Here is a 13,540-nt window from a genome sequence, read left to right on the forward strand (position 1 = left end):
CTTAATGGGCGCGCGCGTTTTTCTACTACTGCATAACTTCAAGCGAGGAGGGCACCATGGCCGTAACCAACAGGTTGGCCTGTTACTCCGACCCCGCAGACCACTACTCCCATCGTGTACGCATCGTGCTCGCCGAGAAGGGTGTCGCTGCGGAGATAATCGATGTCGAGCCGGGCCGTTGCCCGCCCAAGCTCGCCGAGGTCAATCCATACGGCAGCGTGCCGACCCTGGTCGATCGTGACCTCGCACTCTATGAGCCGACTGTGGTGATGGAGTACCTCGAAGAGCGCTACCCCCACCCGCCGCTGATGCCGGTCTACCCGGTAGCAAGGGGTAATACGCGGCTACTGATGCACCGTGTGCAGCGTGATTGGTGCAGCCTGGTGGATCAGATTCTCGATCCGCGGGTGAAGGAGGCCGTCAAGGCGGTCGCTCGCAAGGAGCTGCGTGAGAGTCTCACCGGTGTATCGCCGCTGTTCGCCGACAAACCCTTTTTCCTCAGCGAAGACCTCAGTCTTGTAGACTGCTGCCTGTTGCCGATTCTCTGGCGCCTGCCGGTCCTGGGAATCGAATTGCCTCGTCCTGCCAAGCCATTGCTGGATTACATGGAGCGCCTCTTCGCACGCGATGGCTTCCAGGCCAGCCTGTCGGCAGTCGAGCACGACATGCGCTGATAAGGAGCCCTTGATGAACTCCAGTCGTCCCTATCTGGTCCGTGCGCTCTATGAGTGGATCGTCGACAACAACTGCACGCCCCATCTGCTGGTGAATGCCGAGTTCGCCGGCGTCAAGGTGCCGGCCGGCTACGCCAACGATGGCCAGATCGTGCTCAATGTCTCTCCCAGTGCGGTGCGTCACCTGCACATGGATAACGATGCGGTGAGTTTCGAGGGGCGTTTCGGTGGTGTTGCCCACAACCTCTACATTCCGGCAGCGGCGATCATGGCCATCTATGCCCGGGAGAACGGGCAGGGCATGGTCTTCGACCTGGAGCCTCCGGTGGTGGATGAGGACGATCAGGGGCCGGAAGATGACGGCCCGTCCGGCGGCGACCCGTCGAGTGGTTCTCCGCGACCCAGTGGGCGTCCCAGCCTCAAGGTGGTGAAATAATAAAAAAGGCGATCCGGTTGGATCGCCTTTTTTGTGCGCGCTGTTCGGTCAGTTGGTGTATTCGAACAGCTTCACGATGCGTTGCACGCCAGAGACGCCTTGCACGACGCTGGTGGCTTTGGCGGCTTCCTGGCGGGTCACCAGGCCAAGCAGATAGACGATGCCGTTCTCGGTCACGACCTTGATCTGCGAGCTGGGGATCTGGCTGTCGGCCAGCAGCTGTGTGGTGATCTTGGTGGTGATGGTGCTGTCGTTCATCCGCGCCAGGGTGGAGGAGTTCTGGCCAACGTGCAGCTCGTTGTGCACCTTCTTGACGCCCTGCGCGCTGCGCGCGGCCTGTTCGGCTTGGGACTTGAGGTTGTCGTTGGGGGTCTGGCCAGCCAGCAGCACGACGCCGTTGTAGCTGGTGACCACGATGTGCGAGTTGGTCTTGAGGTCGGGATTCGCAGCGTCGATCTTGGCCCGCACCTTGGACGGCGTGGACTGGTCGTCGATGGTCTTGCCGATGGTGCGGCCGCCACAGCCACCCAGAGCCAGGGTGATGGCGAGACAGGCGAGGATCAGGGGGGAACGCGTCATTCTTCACTCCCAAACAATTGACGATCGATCAGGTCACAGAGGCAATGGATGGCTAGCAGGTGGACTTCCTGGATGCGCGCCGTGGACTTGGCGGGCACGCGTATCTCGACATCTTCCGGCAGCAGCAGGGAGGCCATGCCGCCACCATCACGGCCGGTCAGAGCTACGACAATCATTTCGCGATCATGTGCGGCCTGGATGGCCTGAATGATGTTCGCCGAGTTACCGCTGGTGGAGATCGCCAGCAGGATGTCGCCTGGTTGGCCCAGGGCGCGGATCTGCTTGGAGAAGATCTCGTTGTAGCTGTAGTCGTTGGCGATCGAGGTGATGGTCGAGCTGTCGGTGGTCAATGCCAGTGCGGGCAGGCTCGGGCGCTCGCGCTCGAAGCGGTTGAGCAGCTCGGATGAGAAGTGCTGGGCGTCGCCGGCGGAGCCGCCGTTGCCGCATGCCAGGATCTTGCCCTCGTTGAGCAGTGCGTTGACCATCACCATGCTCGCGTGCTCGATGTGCGGTGCGAGCATTTCCATGGCCAGCAGCTTGGTGTCGATGCTGGCCTGGAAGAGCTGGCGGATTCGGGGTTGCATGTCCATCGGGTTGACCTTAAGTGGGAGCGACTGCTCAGGTATCAAAGGCGTTTTGCAGCCATGTCAGTCGCGGGGGTGAGTCGCCATCCATCGAGTTGATGGCGACCACGTCAAATCGGCACGGGTATTTGGCCCAGCGGGACTCCTTGAGGAGGAAGTGCTGGGCCGCGGTAATCAGCTTGGCGCGCTTGCGCGCATCGACGCTTTCCAGCGCTCCGCCCCAGGCGGCATGCCGCCGGTAGCGCACTTCGACGAATACTACTGTATCGCCGTCCAGCATGACCAGATCGAGCTCGCCCCGTGGGCATCGCCAATTGCTGGCGAGCAGGCGCAAGCCGTGTTGTTCGAGGTGGGAGCGAGCAAGGGCTTCCGCCGCTTGCCCGCTGGATTGTCGCTGGTTCAAGAATCGCTGTCGGGGAGTCGCAGGACCTGGCCGTCACGGAATTCGGCCCAGGGCAGCTGGCGCTCGACACGCTGTGCGGGGTTGAGGCTGAGGCTGCCGGAGAGGCCGTCAACGCGGCTTTCCGGAAGCGCCTTGAGCTGGTTCAGGCGAGGAGCCAGTCGATAGGCGTCCACGCCCATTGCGTAAAGGCGGCCCAGGCTGCCACCTGCTTGCGGCCACTGGCGATCGACCTCCTGACGCAGCGGGTCGTTGCTGTTCAGCAGCCAGGGGGTTTCGCAGAAACGGATGCCGTTCAGGTCCAGGTACTGCGCCTGGTTGTTGCTGCCGGTGAACAGGTGGGAGGTCGCATACACCGGCACATCCCCCGCGTATTGGAAGGCCAGGGTCGGCTTGATCTGCTGGGCCTGTTGCGGGGTGGCGGCGAGGAAGATGAAGTCGACGTCCTGGCGGCGAGAGGGCTGGGCGGCAACCTGTGTGCCCAGCGCGCCTTGCAGGCGCTTGGCACGCGATTCGCTCTGGCGCAGCTGGAACAGGTCGGCGATCTGCTGGGCGAGTTCGACCGGTTGGTCGACATGTTCGGCGGCGATCAGGCTGCCACCGGACTGCTCCCAGCTCTGGCGGAAGGCGTTGAGTACGCGATCGCCCCATTCGCCGCGAGGCACCAGTGCCACGGCGCGGCGCATGCCGTCACCCCAGGCGCGGCGTGCCACTTCGCGGGCTTCATCCTCGGCGGCGAGACCGAACTGGAACAATTGAGCGGGGCCTTCCTGGCCGGCGTCGCTGTAGTTCAGGGCCAGGGTGGTGATGGGCAGCTGCTCGCGGTCGCTCATCTGCTTGACCAGGGGCTTCTCCAGCGGGCCAACCACCAGTTGCACGCCATCTGCTTGGGCCTGGCGATAGAAGTCGTCCAGGGAGCTGAGGTGCGAGCTGTCATACAACTGGATGGCCGGAGGGTTCTGGCCGGCCTGCTGGGCTTGATAGTGGGCGGCGAGGAAACCGTCGCGCAGGGCGCGGGCGACGGAGGCAAGAGGGCCTTCCTGGGGCAGGAGGAGGGCGATCTTGGTCAGGGGCTGATTGGCCAGTTCCTTCAGTTTCGCCAGCGGTGCCGGCAGTGCTTCGGCGGCCGGGTGCTGGGGGTGCTGGGTGCGCCAGGACTCGATGGCGGCCTGCTGTTGTTCCAGGGTGCCGGCGCCTTTGGTTACACGGGCCAGTTCCATCCAGCCCGCGAGGTCGGCGTCGCCGCCCGCCTGGAGCTGATCGGCCGGCAGGTTGGAGACCAGCGTCCAGATGGCTTCATGGTTGGTCTTCTCGGCTTCGCCATTGAGCAGCGGGGCGATGAATACGCGCTCACGGGCTGCCGCGAGGTTCTGGCCATCGGCCTCCAGGGCGCGGGCGCGAACCAGTTGGGTGCGGGTCTGCTGTTCGACCGGCAGTTCACCCAGGCGCTCTAGGCTGGGGTGGCTCAGGGCCTTGAGTGCGCTTTTCGGCTGGTTGCGTGCCATGGCCAGTTCGGCGGCAAGCGTGCTGGCGAATACCTGCTGGGCGGGCTTGAGGCCGTCGAGCTGGACCTGCTCAAGAATGCGTGCCGAGCGGCCGATATCTTGCTGCTTGTATGCCAGGTCGGCAGCGGAGAGGCGCAGCGAGGCCGCTTGCTCGGGCTTGCTGTCGTTCGCTTGCTGAAGCATCTGCTCGATGCTGGCCTGAGGCGTGCGGGGCAGTTCGCCGAGGCTGGAGGTGGGCGAACTGCCGCAGGCGGCCAGCAGGCCGGCGAGGCAGAGTGCGGAAAGCGGGCGCAGGCAAGCGATCATTTAACGATCCCGGTACTCGATCAAAGAAGCGGGGGATTGTACCCAAGGCCCGCCTGGGGTGCGATGTTGGAGGTCAGAAACGGGCTACAATGCGCGCCTTTAAGTCAATTCCGAGGTGTCTTGTGACCGTTTCCCCAGGCTCTGCTGTCACCTTGGGCAAGCTCTATGTGGTGGCTACGCCGATCGGCAACCTCGACGACATCAGTACCCGTGCCCTGCGGGTGCTGCGCGATGTGGCGCTTATCGCTGCCGAAGACACCCGTCATTCCGTTCGTCTGCTGCAGCATTTCGGTATCAGTACGCCTCTGGCGGCTTGCCACGATCACAACGAGCGAGAGGAGGGCGGGCGTTTCCTGGCGCGCCTGCAGGCGGGCGAAGATGTGGCGCTGATCTCCGATGCGGGCACACCGTTGATTTCCGACCCCGGCTATCACCTGGTGCGCCAGGTGCGGGCCGCAGGGATCACGGTTGTCCCGGTGCCCGGTCCCAGTGCGCTCATTGCCGCGCTATCGGCGGCGGGGCTGCCATCCGATCGCTTCATCTTCGAAGGCTTTCTTCCTGCCAAGGCAGTGGGACGTCGCTCCCGTCTGGAGCGAGTGAAGGAAGAGCCGCGTACCTTGATCTTCTACGAGGCGCCCCATCGTCTGCTCGAGTGCCTGGAAGATATGGTCACGGTCTTCGGTGAGGAGCGCCCGGCAGTTTTGGCGAGGGAGCTGACCAAGACCTTCGAAACGCTCAAGGGCTCCCCGCTCTCGGCGTTGCGTGACTGGGTGGCTGCCGATTCCAACCAGCAGCGCGGTGAATGTGTGCTGCTGGTGGCCGGTTGGCAGGAGCCGGAGGGCGAGGATGCGATCAGTGGCGAGGCGCTGCGTGTGCTCGATCTGCTGCTGGGAGAACTTCCCTTGAAGCGAGCTGCGGCGCTGGCTGCGGAGATCACCGGGGTGCGCAAGAACCTGCTTTACCAGGCCGCCCTGGAGCGTCAAAGCGATTCTTGAGCTTGTTCTTATGCTGGCCTGCCGCTACCCTTGGCGGCGGAGAGTCGATCGGACAGTCGCTGTCTCATTTCGTTCGCGATTTTGAGAGGGAGGAAAGTCCGGGCTCCATAGGGCAGAGTGCCAGGTAACGCCTGGGAGGCGAAAGCCTACGGAAAGTGCCACAGAAAATAACCGCCTAAGCGCGCAAGCGCCGGTAAGGGTGAAAAGGTGCGGTAAGAGCGCACCGCACGACTGGCAACAGTTCGTGGCTAGGTAAACCCCACTCGGAGCAAGACCAAATAGGAATCCTTGGCGCGGCCCGCGTCGGATTCGGGTAGGTTGCTAAAGGCTGTCAGTGATGGCAGCCGTAGATGAATGACTGTCCACGACAGAACCCGGCTTACAGATCGACTCTCCATTTTTTCCCACTTCCGCTTCATTCCCCTTCTTTGCCCCGCGTCCGAAATACCGAATTTGCACCACGTCTGAAATACCGAAAAAATCTTACTCTTGAGAAATTACTTTAAGTTCGCACTCCAGCGTTCTGGTGTGCTTCATTTTTGTGCCTGAAATCCTCTGCAATATCTCTTCTTGCCCCTCCCCAAAGCTCGCTAAATCTCCGTCCTGTAAGGAATTTTCCGTCTTTGCCTGCCTTGACGGTGGGGCGCGCGCATTTCTATAGTGTGCGGAAGTGGTGCAAAGTGGGACGAAGTGGGATCAATTGGTACGGGAAGCCTAAAAAAGGGGAAACGCAGCCGTGTTTCGCGGAGCAAATGCCATCAGTCTCGACGCCAAAGGGCGCATCGCGATGCCGAGCCGGTATCGGGATGAGCTTTTTTCGCGTTGTGATGGGCAGTTGATCGTCACGATCGACGCCGTGGACCGCTGCTTGACCCTTTATCCGCTGCCCGAGTGGGAGCTCATCGAAGCCAAGCTTCGTGAGCTGCCGTCCCTGCGTGAAGAAACCCGCCGGTTGCAACGCCTCTTGATCGGTAACGCCGTCGACCTCGAGTTGGACGGTAACGGTCGTTTCCTCGTCCCGCCGCGCTTGCGCGAGTACGCGGGCCTGGACAAGAAGGCAATGCTGGTCGGCCAGTTGAACAAGTTCCAGATATGGGACGAAGACGCCTGGAACGCGATTTCCGACGCGGACCTCATGGCAATCAAACAACCCGGCGGCCTGCCGGACGAACTGCGTGACCTTATCCTGTGAGTACCGAAAGCAGCTTCCGCCACATCACCGTCCTGCTCGACGAGGCCGTAGAGAGTCTCGCCGTGCGTGCGGACGGCTGTTACCTGGACGGCACCTTCGGTCGCGGAGGGCACAGCCGGCTCATCCTCCAGCATCTTGGCGAGGAGGGGCGGCTACTCGGTTTCGATAAAGACCCCCAAGCCATAGCTACAGGGCAAGCGCTGGCGGCCGAAGACGGCCGCTTTGTCATTGTGCAGCGCAGTTTTGCCGAGATGGCTGGCGAGCTGGCCGAGCGCAGCCTGGCGGGCAAGGTGGACGGCGTGCTGCTCGACCTCGGGGTGTCCTCCCCGCAGCTGGATGATGCCGAGCGCGGTTTCAGCTTCCTCAACGACGGCCCCCTCGACATGCGCATGGACCCCACGCGCGGTGTCAGTGCGGCGCAGTGGATCGCCAGCGCGCCCGAGGATGAGATCGCCCGTGTACTCAAGGAGTATGGCGAAGAGCGTTTTGCCAAGCGCATGGCACGCGCCGTCGTGCAGCGTCGTGTCGAGAAGCCCTTCGAGCGCACCTCTGATCTGGCTGCGGTCCTGACCGCCGCCAACCCCGCCTGGGAGAAGGGCAAGAACCCGGCTACCCGTGCTTTCCAGGGCATCCGCATCCATGTGAACAACGAGCTGGGCGATCTGGAGCGCGGCCTTGACGCCGCCCTGGAGAACCTCGCCATTGGTGGTCGCCTGGTCGTGATCAGCTTCCATTCCCTGGAAGACCGCATCGTCAAGCTGTTCATGCGCAAGCATGCCAAGGGCGAAGCGGACAAGCTGCCGCGCAACCTGCCGATCCGTCCGCCGGCCTTCGACCCGCGCTTGAAGTTGCTGGGCAAGCCGCAATTCGCTTCTGACGAAGAACTCAAGGCCAACCCGCGCTCGCGCAGCGCGGTCATGCGTGTGGCGGAGAAGCTCAGATGAGCCGCCTCTATGCCAAGCCTCTGCCCGGCGGCAGCTTCCTGATGCTGCTGCTGTTCATCGCGGTGCTGGTTTCCGCGATTGGCGTGTCTTACAGCGCGCATTGGAACAGGCAGTTGCTGAACAAGCTTTATACCGAGCTCAGCGTGCGCGACAAGGCGCAGGCCGAGTGGGGGCGCCTGGTGCTCGAGCAGAGCACCTGGACGGCGCACAACCGCATCGAATCGCTGGCCAGCGAGCAGTTGAAGATGCGCATCCCCGAGCCTGCGGAAATCCGCATGGTGGCGCCATGATCAAACTCGAGGGGGCGCTCTATCCCTGGCGCTTCCGGGTCGTCCTGGCATTGCTCGCGTTGATGGTGGCGGCCATTTCCTGGCGCATCGTCGACCTGCATGTCATCGACCGCGACTTCCTCAAGGGGCAGGGTGACGCGCGCAGCGTGCGGCACATCCCGATTCCTGCGCACCGTGGCCTGATCACCGATCGCAACGGCGAGCCCCTGGCCGTCAGTACCCCGGTCACCACTCTCTGGACCAACCCCAAGGACCTGATGCCCGTGCGCGACCAGTGGCCGGTGATCGCCGCGACCCTGGGGCAGGATCCGAAGATCTTCGCCGAGCGCATCGATCAGAACGCCAATCGTGAATTCCTTTACCTCGCTCGCGGCCTGACTCCGGAGCAGGGGCAAGCCATCCTCGCCCGCAAGCTGCCGGGTGTGTACGCCATCGAAGAGTTCCGCCGCTTCTACCCGGCCGGCGAAGTGACTGCCCATGTGGTTGGCTTCACCGACGTGGATGACCGTGGCCGTGAGGGCGTCGAGCTGTCCTTCGACCAGTGGCTGGCGGGTGTGCCCGGCAAGCGCCAGGTGCTCAAGGACCGTCGTGGCCGGCTGATCAAGGACGTGCAGGTCAGCAAGAACGCCAAGCCGGGCAAGACCCTGGCCCTGTCCATCGACCTGCGCCTGCAGTACCTCGCCCACCGCGAGCTGCGTAACGCCCTGGTGGAAAACGGCGCCAAGGCGGGCAGCCTGGTGATCGTCGACGTCAAGACCGGTGAAGTGCTGGCGATGGCCAACCAGCCCACCTACAACCCGAACAACCGCCGCAACCTGCAGCCGGCTGCCATGCGCAACCGCGCCATGATCGACGTGTTCGAGCCCGGCTCCACCGTGAAGCCGTTCTCCATGTCCGCAGCATTGCAGAGCGGTCGCTGGAAACCGGAAGACAAGGTCGAGGTCTACCCCGGCTCGTTGCAGATCGGTCGCTACACCATCAAGGACGTTTCCAAGACCGAGGGCCCGATCCTCGATCTGACGGGCATCCTGATCAACTCCAGCAACGTCGGCATGAGCAAGATCGCCTTCGACATCGGTGGCGAGACCATCTACGAGACCATGCGCCAGCTTGGCCTCGGGCAGGACACAGGTCTCGGCTTCCCCGGCGAGCGCGTCGGCAACCTGCCCAACCACCGCGAGTGGCGCAAGGCCGAGACCGCGACCCTGTCCTATGGCTATGGCCTGTCGGTCACGGCGATCCAGATGGTCCATGCCTACGCCACCCTGGCCAATCATGGGCAGGCGGTTCCGCTGTCCATGACCCGGGTCGATACCGTCCCGGTCGGCGCCCAGGTCATTCCCGACGAGGTCGCCAAGACCATGCAGGGCATGCTCCAGCAAGTGGTCGAGGCGCCGCGCGGCGTATTCCGGGCCCAGGTGCCCGGCTACCACGTTTCAGGCAAGAGCGGCACGGCGCGCAAGGCTACGGTCGGCGCCAAGGGCTATACCCAGAACGCCTATCGCTCGCTGTTCGCGGGCTTCGCTCCGTCCACCAACCCGCGTCTGGCGATGGTGGTGGTGATCGACGAGCCCAGCAAGGCCGGCTACTTCGGTGGCCTGGTATCTGCACCCGTATTCGGCAGGGTCATGGCGGGCGCATTGCGTCTGATGAACATCGCCCCGGACAACCTGCCCACCGAGGAACAACAGACCGCAGCAGCGGCTACCGGCAAAGGAGGGCGTATCTGATGCCCATGCCACTGAATCAATTGTTGCCCCAGGCCGAAAGCGCCACCCTCATCCGTGAACTGACCCTGGACAGCCGCAAGGTGCGTCCGGGCGATCTGTTCCTGGCGGTACCGGGTATTCAGCAAGACGGCCGTGCCCACATCGCCGACGCCATCGCGCGTGGTGCCACTGCTGTCGCCTATGAGTCTGAAGGGACGGCAGCCATCGACGCCAGCGGCGCCGAGCTGGTTTCCATCAAAGGCCTGGCCGGCCAGCTCTCGGCCATTGCCGGGCGCTTCTATGGCGAGCCCAGCCGTGGTCTGAACCTGGTCGGTGTTACCGGTACCAACGGTAAGACCAGCGTCAGCCAGCTGATCGCCCAGGCCCTCGACCTGCTCGGCGAGCGCTGCGGCATCGTCGGCACCCTGGGTACCGGCTTCCATGGCGAACTGGAAAGCGGCCGCCACACCACACCCGATCCCCTGGCGGTGCAGGCGACCCTGGCCAACCTCAAGCAGGCCGGTGCCCGCGCGGTGGCAATGGAAGTATCGTCCCATGGGCTGGAGCAGGGCCGTGTCGCCGCGCTCGCCTTCGATATCGCCGTGTTCACCAACCTGTCCCGTGACCATCTCGACTACCACGGCTCGATGGAAGCCTATGGCGCCGCCAAGGCCCGGTTGTTCGACTGGCCGCAACTGCGCTGCCGGGTGATCAACCTCGACGATGCGTTCGGCCGCGAACTGGCGTCGCACGAGCATGAGTCGCGTCTCATCGGCTACAGCCAGGAAGATGCGTCGGCCTTCATCTATTGCCGTGAAGCCCACTTCGATGATGATGGTGTGCGTGCCAGCCTTGTGACGCCCCAGGGCGAAGGCTTGCTGCGCAGTCCGTTGCTGGGCCGCTTCAACCTGAGCAACCTGCTGGCGGTTGTCGGTGCCCTGTTGGGCATGGGCTACCCGCTGGATGAAATCCTCCGTGCGCTGCCTGGCCTGCAAGGGCCCGTCGGCCGCATGCAGCGCCTGGGTGGCGGCGACAAGCCGCTGGTGGTGGTGGATTACGCACACACGCCCGATGCGCTGGAAAAAGTCCTCGAAGCCTTGCGCCCCCATGCCCGTGGCCGCCTGCTGTGCCTGTTCGGCTGCGGTGGTGATCGCGATCGTGGCAAGCGCCCGCTGATGGCGGGCCTGGCCGAGCGCCTGGCTGACCATGTGCTGGTCACCGACGACAACCCGCGCAGCGAAGACCCTGCGCAGATCTTCGACGATATCCGCCCTGGTTTCGCTGACGCCGCCAAGGCGGAGTTCGTGCATGGACGCGGTGCCGCCATTGCCCGTTTGATCGCCAATGCGGGGCGCGACGACGTCGTGCTGCTGGCGGGCAAAGGCCATGAGGATTACCAGGAAATCAACGGCGAACGCCTGCCGTTCTCCGATCTGCAGGAAGCCGAGGCCGCCCTGGGCGCCTGGGGGGTGAGCCATGCTTGAGCCGATGCGCCTCTCCGCTCTGCAGATGCCGTTGCACGCCCGGCTGATCGGTGCTGATGCTGCATTCTCGGCAGTGACCACCGACAGCCGGCGCGTCGAGCCCGGCCAGCTGTTCATCGCGCTGGTCGGTCCGAATTTCGATGGGCACGACTACCTGGCGGACGTGGCCAGCAAGGGTGCTGTCGCGGCGCTCGTTCAGCGAGAGATTCCGGGCGCGCCCCTGCCGCAGCTGCTGGTCGGTGATACCCGCTTGGCGCTCGGCCAGCTCGGTGCGCTCAATCGTGACGCGTTCACCGGCAAGGTGGCGGCGGTGACCGGCTCCAGTGGCAAGACCACGGTCAAGGAAATGCTCGCCAGCATCCTGCGCACCCAAGGCCCGGTCCTGGCGACCCGTGGCAACCTGAACAACGACCTGGGCGCTCCGCTCACCCTGCTCGAACTGGCGCCGGAACACCGCAGTGCCGTGATCGAGCTGGGTGCCTCGCGAGTCGGCGAGATCGCCTACACCGTCGGCCTGACCCGGCCCCAGGTGGCCATCATCAACAACGCCGGTACCGCCCATGTCGGCGAGTTCGGCGGCCCGGAGAAAATCGTCCTGGCCAAGGGCGAGATCCTCGAAGGGCTGGCTGCCAATGGCGTTGCCGTGCTCAACCGCGATGACAAGGCCTTCGAAACCTGGCGCCAGCGCAATGGCGCTCGCCAGGTGCTGAGCTTTGGCCTCAAGGCCGAGGATGCCGACCTGCGTGCCGAATCCATCGTCCGCGATGCCCGCGGCTGCATGGCCTTCACGCTCAAGGGCGTGGCTGGCGAAGCGAACATCCAGCTCAACCTGCTGGGCCTGCACAACGTCGCCAATGCCTTGGCCGCCGCCGCTGCTGCCCATGCCCTGGGCGTACCGCTGGTCGGTATCCGCGAGGGGCTGCAGAACCTGCAACCGGTCAAGGGCCGCACCGTAGCGCAGTTGGCGCCCAGCGGTATGCGCGTGATCGATGACAGCTACAACGCCAACCCGGCTTCGATGATCGCGGCCGTTGATATACTCGCCGGTTTTCCTGGGCGTACCGTTCTGGTGCTCGGGGACATGGGCGAGCTGGGGGAATGGGCCGAACAGGGTCATCGCGACGTGGGTCTCCACGCGCGGGGCAAGGTCAGCGCGCTCTATGCAGTCGGTCCTCAGATGGCGCATGCCGTCGCCGCGTTCGGCGACGATGGGCGCCATTTCGCTGATCAGTCCAGCCTTATCCAGGCCCTGGTCGACGAGCAGGACGCCAACACAACAATTCTGATCAAAGGTTCTCGCAGCGCGGCGATGGAGAAGATCGTCGCGGCCATCTGCGGAACGGGGGAGGCTCACTAATCATGCTGCTGCTGCTCGCTGAGTACCTGCAACAGTTCTACAAGGGGTTCGGGGTGTTCCAGTACCTGACCCTGCGCGGGATTCTCGGCGTCCTCACGGCGCTGTCGCTGTCGCTGTGCCTCGGGCCCTGGATGATCCGCACCCTGCAGGTGCGCCAGATCGGCCAGTCCGTGCGCAACGACGGGCCGCAATCGCACCTTTCCAAGTCCGGTACCCCGACCATGGGCGGTGCGTTGATCCTCACCGCCATCGGTATCAGCACGCTGCTCTGGGCCGACCTGTCCAACCGCTACGTCTGGGTGGTCCTCGGTGTGACCCTGCTGTTCGGCGCCATCGGCTGGGTGGATGACTACCGCAAGGTGATCGAGAAGAACTCCCGTGGCCTGCCGAGCCGCTGGAAATACTTCTGGCAGTCGGTGTTCGGTATCGGCGCGGCGGTCTTCCTTTATATGACCGCCACCAGTCCGGTGGAGACCACCCTGATCCTGCCGCTGATCAAGGACGTGGGCATCCCGCTGGGTGCGGGCTTCATCGTGCTGACCTACTTCGTGATCGTCGGCTCGAGCAACGCGGTGAACCTGACCGACGGCCTGGACGGCCTGGCGATCATGCCGACCGTGATGGTCGGCGGCGCGCTGGGGATCTTCTGCTACCTGTCGGGCAACATCAAATTCGCCGAATACCTGTTCATCCCCTACGTGCCGGGTGCGGGCGAGCTGATCGTGTTCTGCGCCGCCCTGGTCGGTGCCGGCCTCGGCTTCCTCTGGTTCAACACCTATCCGGCCCAGGTCTTCATGGGTGACGTCGGCGCCCTGGCGCTGGGCGCCGCCCTGGGCACCATCGCCGTGATCGTGCGCCAGGAAGTGGTGCTGTTCATCATGGGCGGCGTGTTCGTCATGGAGACCCTGTCCGTGATGATCCAGGTCGCCTCGTTCAAGCTGACCGGCCGTCGTGTATTCCGCATGGCCCCTATCCACCACCACTTCGAACTGAAAGGCTGGCCCGAGCCCCGCGTGATCGTGCGCTTCTGGATCATTACCGTGATCCTCGTGCTGATCGGCCTCGCCACCCTGAAGCTGCGTTGA

14 protein-coding genes and 1 other RNA gene are annotated in these 13,540 nt (G+C 64.0%); 11 read left to right on the plus strand and 4 right to left on the minus strand.

What is annotated here, in order from left to right:
- Positions 1-56: 56 nt before the first annotated feature.
- Together PI990_RS06430 and PI990_RS06435 are read left to right on the plus strand one after the other, a co-directional pair.
- Complete coding sequence (locus tag PI990_RS06430; protein ID WP_271660124.1) at positions 57-674, plus strand: glutathione S-transferase N-terminal domain-containing protein; 618 nt, start codon at positions 57-59, stop codon at positions 672-674.
- A 13-nt stretch (positions 675-687) separates the two neighbouring features.
- Complete coding sequence (locus PI990_RS06435) at positions 688-1,110, plus strand: ClpXP protease specificity-enhancing factor (RefSeq protein ID WP_271660125.1); 423 nt, start codon at positions 688-690, stop codon at positions 1,108-1,110.
- A gap of 48 nt (positions 1,111-1,158) precedes the next feature.
- Here PI990_RS06435 and PI990_RS06440 read toward each other — a convergent pair whose 3' ends face one another.
- The 4 genes from PI990_RS06440 to PI990_RS06455 are packed head-to-tail and all read right to left on the minus strand — an operon-like array spanning position 1,159 to position 4,484.
- Entirely contained in the window at positions 1,159-1,689 is a 531-nt protein-coding gene (locus PI990_RS06440; protein ID WP_021217871.1) for a BON domain-containing protein, read from the minus strand.
- On the minus strand, positions 1,686-2,279 hold the full coding sequence (locus PI990_RS06445) for a phosphoheptose isomerase (protein WP_021217872.1): 594 nt from the start codon (positions 2,277-2,279) through the stop codon (positions 1,686-1,688). The genes PI990_RS06440 and PI990_RS06445 overlap by 4 nt, the downstream gene beginning before the upstream one ends.
- Before the next feature lie 28 nt (positions 2,280-2,307).
- The gene (locus PI990_RS06450; RefSeq protein WP_043241436.1) at positions 2,308-2,676 is read right to left on the minus strand and encodes a YraN family protein; all 369 of its coding nucleotides are present in this window, start codon (positions 2,674-2,676) and stop codon (positions 2,308-2,310) included.
- The gene (locus tag PI990_RS06455; protein ID WP_043241434.1) at positions 2,673-4,484 is read right to left on the minus strand and encodes a penicillin-binding protein activator; all 1,812 of its coding nucleotides are present in this window, start codon (positions 4,482-4,484) and stop codon (positions 2,673-2,675) included. Before PI990_RS06455 ends, PI990_RS06450 begins: the two co-directional genes overlap by 4 nt.
- An 89-nt stretch (positions 4,485-4,573) precedes the next feature.
- Here PI990_RS06455 and rsmI point away from each other — a divergent pair, with 89 nt between their 5' ends.
- From rsmI to mraY, 9 genes are all read left to right on the plus strand, one after another.
- Positions 4,574-5,479, plus strand: a complete 906-nt coding sequence (gene rsmI / locus PI990_RS06460; protein ID WP_043241432.1) for a 16S rRNA (cytidine(1402)-2'-O)-methyltransferase — start codon at positions 4,574-4,576, stop codon at positions 5,477-5,479.
- 40 nt (positions 5,480-5,519) lie between these two features.
- An RNA gene (gene rnpB / locus PI990_RS06465) (RNase P RNA component class A) lies at positions 5,520-5,877 on the plus strand.
- A gap of 338 nt (positions 5,878-6,215) precedes the next feature.
- The gene (mraZ, locus tag PI990_RS06470) at positions 6,216-6,671 is read left to right on the plus strand and encodes a division/cell wall cluster transcriptional repressor MraZ (protein WP_031287485.1); all 456 of its coding nucleotides are present in this window, start codon (positions 6,216-6,218) and stop codon (positions 6,669-6,671) included.
- Entirely contained in the window at positions 6,668-7,615 is a 948-nt protein-coding gene (gene rsmH, locus PI990_RS06475) for a 16S rRNA (cytosine(1402)-N(4))-methyltransferase RsmH (protein ID WP_271660126.1), read from the plus strand. The genes mraZ and rsmH overlap by 4 nt, the downstream gene beginning before the upstream one ends.
- A complete protein-coding gene (ftsL, locus tag PI990_RS06480; RefSeq protein WP_021218780.1) occupies positions 7,612-7,905 on the plus strand; it encodes a cell division protein FtsL in 294 nt (97 codons plus the stop codon). The genes rsmH and ftsL overlap by 4 nt, the downstream gene beginning before the upstream one ends.
- Positions 7,902-9,635, plus strand: a complete 1,734-nt coding sequence (locus PI990_RS06485; RefSeq protein WP_021218779.1) for a peptidoglycan D,D-transpeptidase FtsI family protein — start codon at positions 7,902-7,904, stop codon at positions 9,633-9,635. The genes ftsL and PI990_RS06485 overlap by 4 nt, the downstream gene beginning before the upstream one ends.
- Entirely contained in the window at positions 9,635-11,098 is a 1,464-nt protein-coding gene (locus PI990_RS06490; protein WP_271660127.1) for a UDP-N-acetylmuramoyl-L-alanyl-D-glutamate--2,6-diaminopimelate ligase, read from the plus strand. Before PI990_RS06485 ends, PI990_RS06490 begins: the two co-directional genes overlap by 1 nt.
- Positions 11,091-12,455: a UDP-N-acetylmuramoyl-tripeptide--D-alanyl-D-alanine ligase gene (locus PI990_RS06495; RefSeq protein WP_271660128.1), complete on the plus strand. Its 1,365-nt coding sequence runs from the start codon at positions 11,091-11,093 to the stop codon at positions 12,453-12,455. Before PI990_RS06490 ends, PI990_RS06495 begins: the two co-directional genes overlap by 8 nt.
- Before the next feature lie 2 nt (positions 12,456-12,457).
- Entirely contained in the window at positions 12,458-13,540 is a 1,083-nt protein-coding gene (mraY, locus tag PI990_RS06500; RefSeq protein ID WP_021218776.1) for a phospho-N-acetylmuramoyl-pentapeptide-transferase, read from the plus strand.

The sequence above is a fragment of the Pseudomonas sp. TUM22785 genome (genome assembly GCF_028198105.1).
Lineage (GTDB): Bacteria > Pseudomonadota > Gammaproteobacteria > Pseudomonadales > Pseudomonadaceae > Metapseudomonas > Metapseudomonas solani.